At 59.1% G+C, this 16,592-nt stretch carries 14 protein-coding genes; 5 read left to right on the top strand and 9 right to left on the bottom strand.

The window, feature by feature from the left end; genetic code table 11:
* Positions 1–663: 663 nt before the first annotated feature.
* The 3 genes from HNR03_RS07570 to HNR03_RS07560 form a co-directional block, all read right to left on the bottom strand.
* A complete protein-coding gene (locus HNR03_RS07570) occupies positions 664–1,041 on the bottom strand; it encodes a DUF6124 family protein (protein ID WP_259152051.1) in 378 nt (125 codons plus the stop codon).
* Between the two features lie 348 nt (positions 1,042–1,389).
* Positions 1,390–1,878 (bottom strand): hypothetical protein, encoded by a 489-nt coding sequence (locus tag HNR03_RS07565; protein ID WP_259152050.1) that lies wholly within the window; start codon positions 1,876–1,878, stop codon positions 1,390–1,392.
* A gap of 171 nt (positions 1,879–2,049) precedes the next feature.
* The gene (locus tag HNR03_RS07560; protein ID WP_259152048.1) at positions 2,050–3,018 is read right to left on the bottom strand and encodes a LysR family transcriptional regulator; all 969 of its coding nucleotides are present in this window, start codon (positions 3,016–3,018) and stop codon (positions 2,050–2,052) included.
* Between the two features lie 181 nt (positions 3,019–3,199).
* Here HNR03_RS07560 and HNR03_RS07555 point away from each other — a divergent pair, with 181 nt between their 5' ends.
* From HNR03_RS07555 to HNR03_RS07540, 4 genes are all read left to right on the top strand, one after another.
* Positions 3,200–4,699, top strand: coding sequence for an efflux transporter outer membrane subunit (locus tag HNR03_RS07555; protein ID WP_259152046.1), 1,500 nt, complete (start codon positions 3,200–3,202; stop codon positions 4,697–4,699).
* A 138-nt stretch (positions 4,700–4,837) separates the two neighbouring features.
* Entirely contained in the window at positions 4,838–7,042 is a 2,205-nt protein-coding gene (locus tag HNR03_RS07550) for an FUSC family protein (RefSeq protein ID WP_259152045.1), read from the top strand.
* Positions 7,032–7,232, top strand: a complete 201-nt coding sequence (locus HNR03_RS07545; RefSeq protein WP_008153498.1) for a DUF1656 domain-containing protein — start codon at positions 7,032–7,034, stop codon at positions 7,230–7,232. Before HNR03_RS07550 ends, HNR03_RS07545 begins: the two co-directional genes overlap by 11 nt.
* 25 nt (positions 7,233–7,257) lie before the next feature.
* On the top strand, positions 7,258–8,106 hold the full coding sequence (locus tag HNR03_RS07540; protein WP_222589854.1) for an HlyD family secretion protein: 849 nt from the start codon (positions 7,258–7,260) through the stop codon (positions 8,104–8,106).
* A gap of 127 nt (positions 8,107–8,233) precedes the next feature.
* Here HNR03_RS07540 and HNR03_RS07535 read toward each other — a convergent pair whose 3' ends face one another.
* The 3 genes from HNR03_RS07535 to HNR03_RS07525 form a co-directional block, all read right to left on the bottom strand.
* Positions 8,234–8,632, bottom strand: coding sequence for a DUF4440 domain-containing protein (locus tag HNR03_RS07535; RefSeq protein WP_259152043.1), 399 nt, complete (start codon positions 8,630–8,632; stop codon positions 8,234–8,236).
* Positions 8,633–8,747: 115 nt separating this feature from the next.
* A complete protein-coding gene (locus tag HNR03_RS07530; protein WP_259152042.1) occupies positions 8,748–9,572 on the bottom strand; it encodes an SDR family oxidoreductase in 825 nt (274 codons plus the stop codon).
* 34 nt (positions 9,573–9,606) lie between these two features.
* Complete coding sequence (locus tag HNR03_RS07525; protein WP_259152039.1) at positions 9,607–10,071, bottom strand: multidrug transporter; 465 nt, start codon at positions 10,069–10,071, stop codon at positions 9,607–9,609.
* A 167-nt stretch (positions 10,072–10,238) separates the two neighbouring features.
* Here HNR03_RS07525 and HNR03_RS07520 point away from each other — a divergent pair, with 167 nt between their 5' ends.
* Positions 10,239–12,989, top strand: coding sequence for an RHS repeat domain-containing protein (locus HNR03_RS07520; RefSeq protein WP_259152038.1), 2,751 nt, complete (start codon positions 10,239–10,241; stop codon positions 12,987–12,989).
* A gap of 86 nt (positions 12,990–13,075) precedes the next feature.
* Here HNR03_RS07520 and HNR03_RS07515 read toward each other — a convergent pair whose 3' ends face one another.
* From HNR03_RS07515 to HNR03_RS07505, 3 genes are all read right to left on the bottom strand, one after another.
* On the bottom strand, positions 13,076–14,527 hold the full coding sequence (locus HNR03_RS07515) for a mannose-1-phosphate guanylyltransferase/mannose-6-phosphate isomerase (protein ID WP_222589858.1): 1,452 nt from the start codon (positions 14,525–14,527) through the stop codon (positions 13,076–13,078).
* 209 nt (positions 14,528–14,736) lie between these two features.
* Entirely contained in the window at positions 14,737–15,390 is a 654-nt protein-coding gene (locus HNR03_RS07510; RefSeq protein WP_208669916.1) for an alginate O-acetyltransferase AlgF, read from the bottom strand.
* Positions 15,391–15,407: 17 nt separating this feature from the next.
* Entirely contained in the window at positions 15,408–16,583 is a 1,176-nt protein-coding gene (locus HNR03_RS07505) for an alginate O-acetyltransferase (RefSeq protein WP_222589859.1), read from the bottom strand.
* Positions 16,584–16,592 lie beyond the last annotated feature (9 nt).

Below are 16,592 nucleotides of genomic sequence, written 5' to 3'. Positions count from 1 at the left end.
TGGGAATGCAGCCAGGGACGCTCCGCGTTCCGATGGGGCGAGTGGATCAAGATCAAGAGCTGCAGGCGAGCTACCGCTCGGCCTGTTGAGTGGTGAGGAGCGAAGCGTGTACGCCGATCTATTGTGGGAGCTGGCCTGCCGGGCCGCCGCATCGCAGCGATGGCGGCCTGACAGCCGACCAGCCTCCTGCTGCTACCTCACTGATCGTTCCCTACGCTCCGCGTGGGAATGCAGCCAGGGACGCTCCGCGTTCCGATGGGGCGAGTGGATCAAGATCAAGAGCTGCAGGCGAGCTACCGCTCGGCCTGTTGAGTGGTGGGGAGCGAAGCGGGTACGCCGATCTATTGTGGGAGCTGGCCTGTCGGGCCGCCGCATCGCAGCGATGGCGGCCTGCCAGCCGACCAGTCTCTTGCTGCTACCTCACTCATCGTTCCCTACGCTCCGCGTGGGAATGCAGCCAGGTGCGCTCCGCGTTCCGATGGGGCGAGTGGATCAAGATCAAGAGCTGCAGGCGAGCGACCGCTCGGCCTGTTGAGTGGTGAGGAGCGAAGCGTATATGCCGATCTATTGTGGGAGCTGGCCTGCCAGCGATGGCGGTGTGTCAGCCAGTATCAATGCTGAATGTCGGACCGCCATCGCGAGCAGGCTCGCTCCCACAGGGGATCAGCTGTGTGGCGTAGATTTTGGTACGGCCACGTTATCCAGCATCCGATTCACCGCCAGCTCGGCCAGCATCACTATCTGCTGAATCGCCATTGCCGTGTGTCGCTGCGGGCCTTCCAGATACCCCGCAAAATCACTGGCCATGACACTGGCCTGAGCCAACGACTCGCAGGTGTGGGCCAGCAGGTCTTCGTCTTTGATATCCGGCGCAATCAGGAACATGGTGCTGGGTTTGCGGTTGGTCGGTGATTTGAGGGCGGCGGGTTTGAGGTAGTGATCCAGCGCGCGTTCGGCTGCGTCGTTGAATTTTTTGGAGTCGGCGGATTCGTAGGGGGAAACGTCGTCGGCTTCCGGGGGATTTGGAGTTTCTTTAATCATTGGCAAAGATCCTTGGAGTCGAGGAGCTGCCACTTTTCGTTTTCCAGACGAGGAGGTGGCAGCTGTACGCGGACTGGAAAAACCGAGAAAGGATCAAACCCGGCAGACCCGAAGGTCTCCCACGCACAGCCGCCATAACTCAAATTGCGGAGCTGAAAAAGCGCCGCATTATGTCATGTGCCGTGATCCTTATTCGGGTTTTCCAGACCCGATCGCTGAAAAGCCAGCGACCCACAAAGCCTACCGATTTCCCGTCTGACCCAACAACCGACAGAACCTGTCAGAAACATCCGCCAAAATCACCGCGTCTGTAGGACCGGATGTTTAAATGCTTGACGTATTTTCAAGTTACTTATCAAGCTTGGCACCCTCGAAGCTGTATTTCACATGCGCCAGACCTTTGATATCCAACATCTGACCCACAACTTGGCGCTCCTCAAGTTTATCTTTAAATGTGAAATTAAAGCTGGCGTTGAGAGTGCCTTCGGCTAGATTGAATTTTATGTCAATGTGCCCTGCGTCCAGCCTCGAGTAATAGGGGCGAAACCAAGTGCGTCCACCCTCATCGATCCAGCGTAGAGAGAAAGAGGGTGGTTCAATTGGGCTGTTTTCATAAAATTCATGCCGCTTATTTTCAATGTTAGCCGGGAATAGAAAAGTGATAACCATCCAGTTTTTTTCGTCAGTTTGATGGAGGGTATAAAGATAAACATCGGTTTCATTGGTAAGAAAGTAAGTTGCCTTTCCATCATACGTGCCAAATTTTTGAATCTCTGCTTTCAATGCTCCCGAGACGGCGTTGAAAGTTTTATTTTGCTCAATCAAGTAATTTGTCATTCCGCTTTCCCTTTCATAACGACAATAAGTTGAATTACGTCATAGAGTCTCCCGAACCCAATGAGCGCCGTCTACTGTCAGAAATTACAGGTATTACGAGCGTTGACTAATTTTTGCGATATTGATCGGGCAATCGGCATTCCTTTGCCGTAAGCCAATGAGGCATGGCGGCTAATTCGCCAGCCGAGCCCCACTCAAGGTCCCACTCAATTCATACGCCGACAGTTCCGCTTGATGCGCCGCCAGGATTTCCGGCAACGAACCCCGCAGATACTCGACCCAGGTTTTGATCTTCGCATCCAGGTACTGCCGCGATGGGTAGATCGCGTACAGATTCAGTTCCTGCGAGCGGTAGTTCGGCATCACGCGCACCAGTGTGCCGTTGCGCAGGCCTTCAATCGCCGCATACACCGGCAACACGCCAACCCCCATGCCGCTGGTGATGGCCGTTTTCATGGCGTCGGCCGAGTTCACCAGAAACGGTGAGCTGTTAATCGTGACCATCTCCTGGCCTTCAGGTCCGTCGAAGGTCCATTTCTCCAGCGGGATTACCGGGCTCACCAGGCGCAGGCACATGTGATTGAGCAAGTCGCTGGGCTTTTGTGCGCAGCCGTTGGCTTTCACGTACGCCGGTGAGGCGCAGACGATGCTGTAGGTGATGCCCAGGCGCTGGGACACGAAACCCGAGTCGGGCAGTTCGCTGGCGAGCACGATGGACACGTCGTAGCCTTCGTCGAGCAGGTCCGGCACGCGGTTGGCCATGGTCAGGTCGAAGGTCACGTCGGGATGGGTTTTGCGGTAGCGGGCGATGGCGTCGATCACGAAGTGCTGGCCGATGCCGGTCATGGTGTGCACTTTGAGCTGCCCGGCCGGGCGGGCGTGGGCGTCGCTGGCTTCGGCTTCGGCTTCTTCGACGTAGGCCAGGATCTGCTCGCAGCGCAACAGGTAGCGCTTGCCGGCCTCGGTCAGCGCGATGCGGCGGGTGGTGCGGTTGAGCAGGCGGGTTTGCAGATGGGCTTCCAGATTGGAGACCGCGCGCGAAACGTTGGCTGTGGTGGTGTCCAGTTGCACGGCCGCGGCGGTGAAGCTGCCGGCCTCGGCCACGTAACTGAAGGCGCGCATGTTTTGCAAAGTGTCCATGGGGTGCTCTCGGGTGCGATGGCAAATTGTGACACGAAGTTACTGGGGCGGTGACCCCGACCAACGGATTATCGCGTTAACGGTAACAAAGATTCACAGGATTCCCAGCTTATCGCCAACAAAGCCCACCCCTAGAATTGCGCCACTCAGGAACAACTCCCCACCTCAGGAAATCGCAGCAGTGCCGCGTCGCATCAGCAGAGCGCTTCAGACGCTCAGTGTTTTGGCTTTAACCCTGACCATCAGCGGCTGCATCGGAACCGGAGGTATTGCCCCACAGGGCAAGGCACTGGAGGCCAATTCACTGGCCACCGACGAAGCTATCCAGAGCGCCGCGCAGGACGCTCACTGGCCCACTGCCCGATGGTGGCAGGCCTATGGCGACTCGCAACTCAACCGCTGGATCGACCTCGCCGTGCAAGGCAGCCCGAGCATGGCCATGGCCGCCGCTCGTGTGCGTCAGGCCAAGGCCATGGCGGGTGTCGCCGAGTCTGCCGAATCATTGCAGATCAATGGCGACTCGACGCTCAAGCGCCACCACTGGCCCACCGATCAGTTCTACGGGCCGGGCGAGTTGGCCGACACCACGACCTGGGACAACAACGCCGCGCTGGGCTTCAGCTATGCCCTTGACCTCTGGGGGCGCGAAAGCAACACCACCGAGCGCGCTGTGGACATGGCGCACATGAGCGCCGCCGAAGCGCGCCTGGCCCAGCTCGAACTGCAGAACAACATCGTGCGCGCCTACATCGAACTCTCGTTGCATTACGCACAACGGGACATCGTCGAGGCCACCCTGAAGCAGCAAGAGCAAATCCTCGACCTGGCGCAGAAACGCCTGAACGGCGGCATCGGCACCCATTTCGAGGTCAGTCAGGCGCAGGCGCCGCTGCCGGAAACCCACCGTCAGATTGACGCCCTGGACGAAGAAATCGCCCTGAGCCGCAATCAACTCGCTGCGTTGGCGGGCAAGGGGCCGGGGGAGGGCGCGCAGTTGCAACGCCCGACGCTGTCGTTGGCCGCGCCGCTGAAACTGCCGTCGTCATTGCCTGCGCAATTGCTCGGTCAACGCCCGGACGTGGTCGCCAGTCGCTGGCAAGTGGCGGCTCAGGCGCGTGGAATTGACGTCGCTCACGCCGGTTTTTATCCCAACGTCGATCTGGTCGGCAGCCTTGGCTACATGGCCACCGGTGGCGGGGCGCTGGAGTTTTTGACCGGCAAGAAACTCAGCTACAGCGTCGGCCCGGCGATCTCGTTGCCGATTTTTGATGGCGGCCGCTTGCGTTCGGAACTGGGTGAAGCCTCGGCCGGGTTTGACATCGCCGTCGCCAAGTACAACCAGACCCTGGTCAATGCGCTGAAAAACATCTCGGACCAGTTGATCCGTCGCGAATCCATGGACAAACAGCAAGCCTTCGCCGCCGAGTCGGTGGCGATGGCGCAGAAGACCTACGACATCGCGATGATCGCCTATCAACGCGGGCTCACCGATTACCTCAACGTGCTCAACGCTCAGACCTTGTTGTTCAAGCAGCAGCAAGTCCAGCAGCAGGTGCAGGCCGCGCGGCTGAGCGCACACGCTGAACTGGTGACGGCGCTCGGCGGTGGACTCGGTGCGGGCTACGATGTGCCCAAAGACAGCCAGACCCAGGCACCGAAAACCCCGATGCTTCTCAAGTGAACACAAAACCTGTGGGAGCCAGCTTGCTGGCGATGGCTGTGTGTCAGGTGACATCAGCATTGACTGACACACCGCCATCGCCAGCAGGCTGGCTCCCACATGTTCTCTACCTGACTGAATTACAGTGAGCAGGATTTCATGACTCCCTTGCCCGCACCTTTGCGCTGGCTGTACTCCCTTGAATGGCGCCGGGGTTTGTTCGACTGGGCACGCAGCGACGGCGTGACCTGGGTATACATTTTCAAGGTGTTGTTCGCCGCATTCCTGACGCTGTGGCTGGCCATGCGCCTGGAATTGCCGCAGCCGCGCACGGCGATGATCACCGTGTTCATCGTCATGCAGCCCCAAAGCGGTCAGGTGTTCGCCAAGAGTTTCTATCGCTTCCTTGGCACCCTGATCGGGTCGGCGGTGATGGTTGCGCTGATTGCCCTGTTTGCGCAGAACACTGAACTGTTCCTCGGCTCGCTGGCGATCTGGGTCGGCATCTGCACGGCCGGCGCCGCGCGGTATCGCAACTTTCGCGCCTATGGTTTTGTGCTGGCCGGGTACACCGCCGCAATGGTCGGTCTGCCGGCATTGGCGCACCCGGATGGCGCGTTCATGGCGGCGGTCTGGCGGGTGCTGGAAATCTCTCTGGGGATTCTCTGCGCCACCGTGGTCAGCGCCGCGATCCTGCCGCAAACTGCCAGCGCGGCGATGCGCAACGCCTTGTATCAACGCTTCGGCGTGTTCGCCTTGTTCGTCACCGACGGCTTGCGCGGTCGCAGCAAACCGGAGGCTTTTGAGGCGAGCAACGTGCGCTTTATCGCCGAGGCCGTCGGGCTTGAAGGGCTGCGCAGCGTCACCGTGTTCGAGGACCCGCACATGCGTCGGCGCAACGGCCGGCTCAGTCGCTTGAACAGCGAATTCATGGGCATCACCACGCGGTTCAACGCCTTGCATCAGTTGCTCGAACGCTTGCGCAGCAGTGACGCGGATCATGTGGTCGCGGCGATCAAACCGGGACTGCAGGACCTGGCCGAGTTGCTCGATGGCTTTAGCGGTCGCGCCTTGACCAGCCCCGACGCCGCACGCCTGACGAACGCCTTGGCAAGCTACAAGGAAAACCTGCCGGCCCGGGTTCGCCGCCTGCGGGCGACGTTTCAGGAGAGCAAGCCGAGCGACGCCGAGCAACTCGATTTCCACACTGCATACGAACTGTTGTATCGCTTCGTCGATGAGTTGCACAGTTATGCACAGACCCACGCCTCGCTGGCCGATCACAGCCATGCGCGGGAGCAATGGGACGAGCCGTTCACTCCGAAAACCAACTGGATGGCCTCGGCCGCGGCGGGCATTCGCGCGGCGTTCATTCTGGTGGTGCTGGGCAGCTATTGGGTGGCGACGGCGTGGCCGAGCGGGGCGACCATGACGCTGATCGCCGCGGCCACCGTGGGCCTGTCTGCGGCCACGCCGAACCCCAAGCGCATGGCGTTTCAAATGGCGTGCGGAACATTTCTCGGGGCGCTGATCGGCTTCTTCGAGATGTTTTTCATCTTCCCGTTGATCGATGGTTTTCCACTGCTGTGCGTGATGCTCGCGCCGGTGATCGTGCTCGGGGCGTTCCTCACTTCACGGCCGCAATACGTTGGTGTCGGTCTCGGTTTGCTGATTTTCTTCAGCACCGGTTCGGTACCGGACAATCTCACGGTCTACAACCCTTACGCGTTCATCAACGACTACATCGCCATGGTGATGGGCATGCTGGTGTGCGCGGCGGCCGGGGCGATCATTCTGCCGCCCAACAGCCGCTGGTTGTGGCGGCGCCTGGAGCAGGACCTGCGCGGGCAAGTGGTGTACGCCATCAGCGGCAAACTCAAGGGTTTGGCGTCGGGTTTTGAAAGTGGTACGCGGGACTTGTTGCACCAGGCCTACGGTTTCGCGGCGGGACAGCCGCAGGTGCAACGAAATTTGCTGCGCTGGATGTTCGTGGTGCTGGAGGTCGGTCACGCGATCATCGAGTTGCGCAAGGAGCAGGCGATCCTGCCGGTGCACCCGGCCTATGCCGAATCCCAGCCGTGGCGTCAGGCGATCCGCGTGATGGGACGCTCGCTGGTGCGGCTGTTTCTGCAACCGAGCCAGAGCAATCTGGAGCGTGGATTGATCGCGGTCGACCATGCGATCAACCGCGTGCAAGCCACCGATGAGCCGTTCGCCCCGCACTTCGACACCTCGGCCTTGCGTCGGGTGAAGAGCTATCTGCACTTCATCCGCACCTCGCTGCTCGACCCGCAATCACCGCTCGCCGGCTACCTGAAGACCAGCGCCGTCGCCAAGCTCCAAGGACTTGAACATGCCTCGTGAAATCGCCTTCCACGGCGTGTACATGCCGACCATGACGTTGATGTTTTTCATCGCCGCGGCGCTGGCCTGGGCGCTGGACCGGTTCCTGTCCGGGTTCGACCTGTACCGCTTCTTCTGGCACCCGGCGCTGTTGCGCCTGAGTTTGTTTACCTGTCTGTTCGGCGCCCTGGCGCTGACTGTCTATCACTGACTTTCTATCATTGAAGAAGGCCCTGATGAAAAAGCTTTTCAGCCTGCTCGCTACTCTGCTGGTACTGGCCCTCGCGCTATGGATCGGCCGGACCCTGTGGGTGCATTACATGAACACGCCGTGGACCCGCGACGGTCGGGTGCGCGCCGACATCATCAACGTCGCCGCCGATGTCACCGGTGAAGTCGTGGACGTGCCGGTGCGCGACAACCAACAGGTGAAGAAGGGTGATTTGCTGATGCAGATCGACCCCGAGCATTACCGCATCGCAGTCAAACAAGCGCAGGCGCTGGTGGCCTCACGCAAGTCGACGTGGGAGATGCGCAAGGTCAACGCCCATCGCCGCGCCGACATGGACGCCTTGGTGATTTCCAAGGAAAACCGCGACGACGCCAGCAACATCGCCGACTCGGCGCTGGCCGATTACCAGCAAGCCCAGGCACAACTTGAAGCGGCCGAACTGAACCTCAAACGCACCGAAGTCCGCGCAGCGGTGGACGGTTACGTCACCAACCTGAACGTGCATCGCGGCGATTACGCGCGCATCGGCGAAGCGAAAATGGCCGTGGTCGATATGAACTCGTTCTGGGTGTATGGCTTCTTCGAAGAAACCAAACTGCCGCATGTGCGGGTGGGCGACAAGGCCGACATGCAGTTGATGAGCGGCGAAGTGTTGAAGGGGCATGTGGAGAGCATTTCGCGCGGCATCTATGACCGCGATAACCCGGAAAGTCGCGAGCTGATTGCCGACGTGAACCCGACGTTCAACTGGGTGCGCCTGGCGCAGCGAGTGCCGGTGCGGATTCACATTGATGAAGTGCCGGAAGGGGTGCTGTTGGCGGCGGGGATCACGTGCACGGTGGTGGTTAACTAGACGTTGGACCGAGTCGCGTCCATCGCGAGCAAGCTCGCTCCCACAGGGGATTTGTGGTGTTTGCAGAATATGCGGCGGGCTCGATCAATGTGGGAGCGAGCCTGCTCGCGATGGGCGCGACGCGGTGTTACCCCTTGCAAAACGTCTCATGCAAATGCCGCCAAAGCACTTTGCCGTCGGCCTGCTTCTCGAACACCACCGTCGAGCGTCGATCAGAATGCAGGCCGGTTGCATCGGTCTGCTGCTCGCGATAACTCACCACCGCGCCACCGTCATAAAGCGCAATGCCGCGCAGTTCGCCGAGCTCAATCCTGAACCCGAGTTTCCTGCCGCCCGCCAGCATGAACAACTCGCTCAACGCCTCGAAATCCAGCACCCGGCCCAACGGCGAGATCATGGAAAATTGCGGTGAAAAACGCGCCAGCAGTTGTTCAAGCACAGACTCGTCCAGTTCCAGGGCCAACCATTTTTCGATAGCTATGTGGGCCTGGATGACTTCGTCAAAGTATTCGCTGTAGTCGGTCATGTTTTTTCCAGTCAGTTTGCTGCGTCTGGTTTGACGTCTTCGCGGGCCAGCCCTCCCACAGAGAGCGCCGCGAAACCTGTGGGAGCGGGCTTGCCCGCGATAGCGTCGACCCGATTTAAAGTTGCCCCTTCAACCCAAACCGCTTCATCAATCCCGCCTGCAACAACCCTTTGGGCAACAACCCGGCCAACAGCGGCAACGCCCGGCTGCCATTGCCCAGGCGAATCAGGCGCGGCGGGTTGCTTTGTTGCACGGCCTTGAGCAGACCCTCGGCAAATTCCCTGGCCGGTGTCGGTTTGTCCTGAGAGGCCTTGGCGCGTGCGCGAATGCCTTCACGCAGTGGAAACCACGGCGATTGTTCGGTGATCAATTGTTCCGCTTCATGGCCGGCATTCTTGGCGAAACTGGATTCGATGGCGCCCGGCTGGACCTCCATCACGCGAACCCCGAACGGCGCCAGTTCCATGCGCAACGCATCGCTCAATGCATGCACCGCCGCTTTCGAGGCGCAATACGCGCCGGCGAACGGGGTGACCAACACCCCAGAAACGCTGCCAATGTTCACCACCAGGCCTTTGGCGCGGCGCAGCACCGGGAACATCGCACGGGTTACGCCGACAATGGCAAAGACGTTGGTTTCGAACTGCCGCTGCATCGCCGGCACACCGCCGTCGAGCAAGGGGCCCATGGCGCCGTAACCGGCGTTGTTGATCAGCACGTCAAGGCCGCCACGTTGCTGATTGATCTGCTCGCTCAGCTGTTCAAGCGCGGCGGCGTCGTTGACGTCCAGTTGCACGGCCGTGAAACCCGCGGCGACCAGCGCCGCGACGTCATCAGCCTTGCGCGCACTGGCCCAGACTTCATATCCGGCACTCTTGAACACATCGGCCAGGGCGCGGCCAATGCCGCTGGAACAACCGGTAATCAACGCAACAGGCATGGCGCGGTCCTTGTGCAATAGAAAAAAGGGAAGATTAGTCTGAGAAACTACCTTGCAGATGTTCGGCGCGAAACTCCAGGGTTTGCGGGCGATAACCGGGACGCAGTGGCGGCAATGGCAAACAGTCTTCCCAATTGGCGCCAGCCTGCAGTTCGCCAGGGCCGCGATAGCGTGGGGCGGCGTATTGATTGTCGGCCAGGTTGACCGTATCGCCCGGCGCGTACGCGGCGATGCGCCAGCGCAACTCGGTGAGCGGCACGTCGTTGCCGTTGTTCATTTTCAGTTGCAAGGGGCGGTCGGCCGGGCATTGCTCGGGGGAGTAGGTAATGCGCAGTTCAAGACGCGCCAGTTGCTTGACCTCGCGGTTGTCCATCCAGATCACCCACGTAGCCACCAGGCCCAGGCCAATGGCGGCCGCCACAGAGACCGGCAACGCTTTGGCAGGATAGCGCAGCAACAGGATCAGCCAGGTAATGACCAGCAAGACGCCGATGAACATGTTTTAACGCTCCTTGAACTCATGACCACCATCCTACCGAAGGGCCGCGGGAATGGACATTCGCGGTTCAAGGGCATGTACCGCTGGTCGCTACTGTAATTTCTGACAGTAGCCAGGCCATCACCGCGACGATTAGATGGCCATTGGCAAAAAAGGACATTCAGGGCATGCCGGCCACGACGATGGGAATGCACTACAACACACCCAAAGTGTTTGTCTTCGATCCGCGAGGATTGCCCGTCTGTTCGGTTGAATATTGGCGTGAGGTTGAAGGCATCGCCGCTCAGGCGCGATTTAATCGCACGCTCCACGATGCCGCGGGTTTCCCGATAAGGCATTGGGATCCGCGCCTGTGGGCGTTGCACAAGGACGACCCCGCGGTCCCCGCCAATCTCACGACGGTGCATTCGCTGCTTGGCCATCCGGTGAGCACGAATAGTGTCGATGCCGGCTCCACAGTCAGTCTGTTTGGCCTGGCCGATCAGATGCTGTTCAGCTGGGACAGTCGCGGGATACGACGCGAGGTTGAATATGACGACCTGCTTCGGCCCGTGGCGGTGTTCGAACACCTGGCGACCGAACCACGACGTTGTGCTGAACGCATGGAGTATGGTCGTGCCGAACCGGGGGCCCAGGATCATAACCAATGCGGGGAATTGATTCGCCAGGATAGCCCGGGCGGGAGCGTGCTGTTTGAGTCGTTCGCGATCGCTGGCCAGTGCACAAGGCAGGCTCAACACTTCACTTTAGCGGCCGTTGCCCCTGATTGGCCCGAGCCGATTGCCGAGCGTCAGGCGTTACTGGAACCAGATGAGGGCGCAATCTCGACGTGGCGTTACGGGCCGCACGGTAATGTGCTGGAAATGGTCGATGCCCGGCAGAACACTCAGAGGTTTGACTTCACCCGTGATGGTCGGTTGCGCCAGAGCGAACTCAAACTGGCCGGCAAGCTCACGTGGCAAACGCTGGTCCGGGAGATCGAGTACAACGCCGACGGACAAGTCACGCGAGAAGTGGCGGGCAACGACGTACAAACAACACTTACGTATTGCGCCGAGAGTGGTCACTTGATGACGCGGCGGGCGCACAGCGAGCGTACCGGTGAGTTGCAACATCTGCTCTATGACTATGACTGCATGGGCAATGTGCTGAGTATCGAAGACAAGGCGTTGCCGGTGCGTTATTTCAACAATCAACGCATCGAACCCGTCAGTCGATACTGGTATGACAGTTTGTATCAATTGATCGCGGCGATTGGCTGGGAGGCGGGCGCCGCCAATCAAGGGCCGGCCTCAGTCGACCGTAACGATCCTGCAGCGCTCGGTAACTACCGCCAAACCTTCAGCCATGACGAAAGCGGCAATTTGCTGAAGTTGACGCATGTGGGGGCCCAAAGTCCTGGGCGCGAACTTAAGGCTGCCCGGTACAGCAATCGTTGCTTGCCATACCGTAACGGGGTGCCGCCGACCGAAAATGAAATCGCCGCGGCATTCGATGCCAAGGGCAACTTGCTGGAGCTGGATCAGGGGCGGTTGTTGACGTGGGACCTGCGCAATCAATTGCAGTCGGTCAGCCCGGTGGAACGTAACTCCGGACGCAATGACTGTGAATGTTATTTCTACGATACCGGCGGCCAGCGAGTGCGCAAGATTCGTTCATTGCAGACCAATGCCCGAACCGTGAAAGCCGAAGTGCGTTACCTGCCGGAGCTGGAACTGCGCACTGACAGTGGTACTGGAGAAGTGCTGCACGTCATCACCGCGCAGGCCGGACTCAATACGGTTCGGGTATTGCACTGGGAAACCGACCCACCGTCCGGGGGCAATGATCAATACCGGTACAACCTGGTCGATCACCTGAAGTCCTGCACCCTGGAACTGGCCGACGACGCACGCATCATCAGCCAGGAAGTGTTCTATCCCTTCGGTGAAACGGCATGGTTTGCCCGTTCGGACGTAATCGGCGTCGACTATAAAACCATCCGCTATTCAGGTAAGGAGCGGGACGCGACGGGGCTTTATTACTATGGGGATCGCTACTACATCCCGTGGTTACAGCGATGGATCAACCCCGATCCCGCAGGGTGGGAGGCGGATGGCTTCAATCTTTTCCGAATGGTGCGCAATAGCCCGCTGGTTTTTTTTGACGAGCAGGGGAGGGAGTCGACATCCGAGTCGGCAGAACGCACTGCGATCGAGATTTTTGAATCGTACAAGGCCAATTACAGCGATACGGACAGAGTGGCTCCCTACACAATGATGAACGAAATAACCGAGGGCAAACTGAACTTCAAAACAACACAGGCAACACCCGCGGTGCTTGAAAAGACCAAAAAACTGCGGTTTACCTTGCGCCACTATTCGTCCAATCCAATGAGTCCGGGGGATGCACCGTCCCATATGGCTATCAAGTCAAATTTTTCCCTGGTCAACAGTAATGTGATGACGTTGGGCGGAAAAGGTGGCAATACCAGTGAGAAGGATTGGACCAAGGCTGGCAACATGGGTTTTACGTTCTTCCTGTTGGCTATAAACGACGAGGTGAACGAGCGCAGGTTTCTCGACAAAAAGACACATTATGCCGAATACGATATTGAGGATGACGCGGCGATGGAGGCAGCCTTTGGCAAAGATTTCGATAACGTAGAGTTTTTTGCTTCGCCCGATGTACTTGACCCAAAACACTCTTCGGATCTAGGGGCGGTGCCCATGGTTAAAGGCCGATTGAAAGAGTTGAAGGCGCTGTTGTTGGGTAATTCGGGAATCAAACCGGTGCAGGCGGGAATAATGAACTCACGAACAATGCTGGACACTATCGACGAAAAGTTCCACGGATCGCTTGAAATCAAAGTACCAGGTTCAGTAAAGGTCAATAATTGGCATAGAAAACCAGTGGCTGGGCTTCGCAAGGTTGCATAACCGTGGACAAAAAAAAGCCCCCGACCAACCCGCTGCGGATGGGGATTCGCAGCGGACTGGACGGGGGCTTTTAATTTGCCTGGTGTTTACTGCGCGATGGTTTTCACCGACACGCCGCGTTCGACCGGGGTGGAACGACCGTAGATATCTTCAAAGCGCTCGATATCGTCTTCACCCAGATAGCTGCCCGATTGCACTTCGATGATCTCGAGTGGAATCTTGCCCGGGTTGCGCAGACGGTGAACCGAAGCGATCGGGATGTAGGTCGACTGGTTCTCGCAGAGCAGGAACACGTTGTCGTCGCAGGTCACTTCAGCGGTGCCGCTGACCACGATCCAGTGTTCGGCGCGGTGGTGGTGCATTTGCAGCGACAGGCATGCGCCCGGTTTCACCGAGATGTGCTTGACCTGGAAGCGGCCGCCCATGTCCACCGAATCGTAGGAGCCCCACGGACGATAGACTTCGCAGTGGTTCTGGGTTTCGCTACGGCCCTGAGCGTTGAGGGTGTTGACCATTTGTTTCACGCCTTGGACCGAGTCCTTGTGGGCGATCATCATGGCGTCCTTGGTTTCGACGACGACGATGTTGTCCAGGCCGATCACCGACACCAGTTTGCCGTTGCCGTGGATCATGCAGTTTTTGCTGTCCTGGATGACCACGTCGCCTTTGGTGACGTTGCCGTTAGCATCTTTTTCATTCACTTCCCACAGCGACGCCCAGCAACCGACATCGCTCCAGCCGGCGGTCAGCGGCACGACGCAGGCGCGCTGGGTTTTTTCCATCACCGAGTAGTCGATGGAATTGTCCGGGCAGCAGGCGAAGGTAGCTTCGTCGATGGTGATGGTGTCGGCATCCTGTTCGCTGCGCTCAAGGGTCAGCAGGCAGGTGTCGTAGATGTCCGGATCGTGCTTTTTCAGTTCTTCCAGGAAGCGGCTGGCGCGGAACAGGAACATGCCGCTGTTCCAGAAGTAGCCGCCGGACTGGACGAATTCAGTGGCGCGTTTGACGTCTGGTTTTTCGACGAAGTGCGAGACACGGCTGACGCCTTCCGGCAGCAGCGAATCATTGGTCGACTTGATGTAGCCGTAACCGGTTTCCGGTTTGGTGGCCGGTACGCCGAACAGCACCATTTCGCCGTTTTCGGCAGCGACAGTGGCCAGGGCCAGGGCGCGTTGCAGGGCTTTCTGGTCTTCCAGCACGTGGTCGGCCGGCAGCACCAGCATCAACTCGTCACGGCCTTCATTGATCAGCATCATCGCGGTCAGGGCCACGGCCGGCGCAGTGTTGCGACCGAACGGTTCCATCAGGATGCGCTGGGTTTCCAGCTTGCGGTTGGCCAGTTGCTCGTTGACGATGAAGCGGTGGTCCTTGTTGCAGACCACGATCGGGGTGTCCATGCCTTCGAATACCAGGCGTTCCAGGGTTTGCTGGAACAGCGTGTGCTCGCCGGTCAGGGCCAGGAATTGCTTGGGGAACTGTTTACGGGAAAGCGGCCAAAGACGTGAGCCACTACCACCGGACAAGATCACTGGAATCATGTTGTTACTCCTTGAAAATCGTATGGGTCAGAGCTACTGCGTTCTGTCGTTTCACTCTTGTTCTTATTCCGTGTCCGAATTGACTCCTCGGTCCTTGTGGGAGCTGGCTTGCCTGCGATGGCATCGCCTCGGTGTATCTGTTGAACCGAGGTGTCTGCATCGCGGGCAAGCCCGGCTCCTACAGGGGGAGCGTCAAGTCAGAAAATTAATCAGCGCGTCGAGACCGGGCGTTTTACCCAGACTGGCGACAGGCTGCTGCCGCTGCCGGTGACGTACAGCACGGCGGCTTCACCGCGTTCCAGGGCAACCGGCTTCACGTCGCCGACTTTGGTCGCGCCGTCATACAGCGCCAGGCTGACTTTCACCGGGTTGATTTCACGCTCGCCACGGCTCTTGGCCGCAACGGAGGGAACCACTTCGGTCTTGCCGTCGGCAGTTTTCAGGGTCAGGGCCTTGTCGCTCAGGTTCTGCACGCGAACCAGGGATTTCTGCTTGTTCTTGAACGGCGGTTCTTCGATCAGTTGTGGCGCGCCGCTGGCGTTGTTGACCAGGGTGTAATAGTGATCGCCGGCCAGTTTCACCGGCAGGGTCTGGCTGCCGACCTTGGCGCTGTAGTCGCCGCCCGGCATGAAGCTGAAGTCGCTGCTGGACAGCGGCGCAACATCGCTCAGGTTGGTGGTGCCGACGGTGGCGCTGACTTCAGCATTACCGGCGTTATAGACACGTACGAAGCTCGAACCTTTCGGTGCAGTCGGGCCGTAGAGTGCGGCGTCACCAGCGAAGGCGGACATCGACAACACGCTCATGCCAGCAACAAGTGCGAAGGTCTTGGCGAGACGGCGAGGAGTAGTAGTGAAAGTCATGGTAGTACCTCTCTCTTTCAGTTTTGCGCCCGGTCGGGCGTCTCGGATTTAGTGTTTGCAGCTACGTTTTGTTGGCGAACGCCAGCTTCTTTGAGCTCTGCGACCCACTGCGGGTCGGCGTCACCAATTTCGTTGTTCACAGGCAGATAACGTTCAGGAAACTCCCAGATCAGCACCTGAGGCGGGCTGTTCTTGAAAGCGTCGCTTTTCAGATAGCTGAGCATCGGCAGAATCGGGCCGTGGCCGTCTTCGGCGTAATTGACCACGTCGCTGTGCAGCGCTTGTTTCAGCGCACCGACGAAGTTCCAGTTAGGGTTGGCGCTGTAGCTGGTGCCGATCAGGGCCACCGGCACGTCGGTGTTGGCAAACAACGCGTCGTCGCCGGCAGGCTGAGCATCAACCGCAACGGTGTTGCGCTTTTGCAGCGGTTCTTGCGCCGGCATCATGTTTTCGAACAACGGGTCCAGTGGCAGGAACAAGCGCAGGTCGCCCTTGTGTGTCACGTTCTCCGCAGGTGTCGTCACGAAGTCTTGCGGCTCACCGCTGAGCGGGGCTTTTTCGGTAATCGTTTTGGCCAGCGCCTCGGCGGCGATTTGCGCGCCTTGCGGGGTCCAGTGGGTGTCGGTGCGCAGGAACACTTGCTGACCGTCCAGCTTGGCCTTGAGCATCGGGCCATAGAGGTCGGGCGCCAGGATCTTGTCGGCTGCCACGCGAGCGTGGAAGTCTTCATAGAGGTTGGCGTGAATGCTCGAAGGCTTCACTTCACCCAGGTGTTCCGGGTACAGGCGAGTCTTGGCTGGCACAATCGCCATCACCAGTTTCACGCCCTTGGCTTTCAGTTCCTGGCGCACGCCTTCTACGAGTGCGTAGTTGCCTTGCAGGTTCAACTCTTCGTTGACGATCGGGTTGAATTCTTCATCGCTGTACAACCACTGATCGCGGCCGAGCACAACACCCGGACGACCTTCGTTGAACAGTTTGAAATCCAGTGCGGCCCAGAGGTTGGTGCCAAGACGCTTGATCGGGAATTCGGCGTCGTAGTGAGTCTCGACGGCTTTGGTCCAGCGACCGTTGAGCACTGTGGTTTCGGCCGACGTATTGAAGCCGAAGAAGCTGCGCGTGGACCACACGCCCAGCACCAGCAGAATCAGCAGGAACAGGGCGATGTAGAGGATGCGTAATGAGCGGGTCATGGTCAGATC

Origin of the sequence: Pseudomonas sp. JAI111 (assembly GCF_024809425.1) — a bacterium.
GTDB lineage: Bacteria > Pseudomonadota > Gammaproteobacteria > Pseudomonadales > Pseudomonadaceae > Aquipseudomonas.
This window is presented reverse-complemented; position numbering and strand designations above follow the sequence as displayed.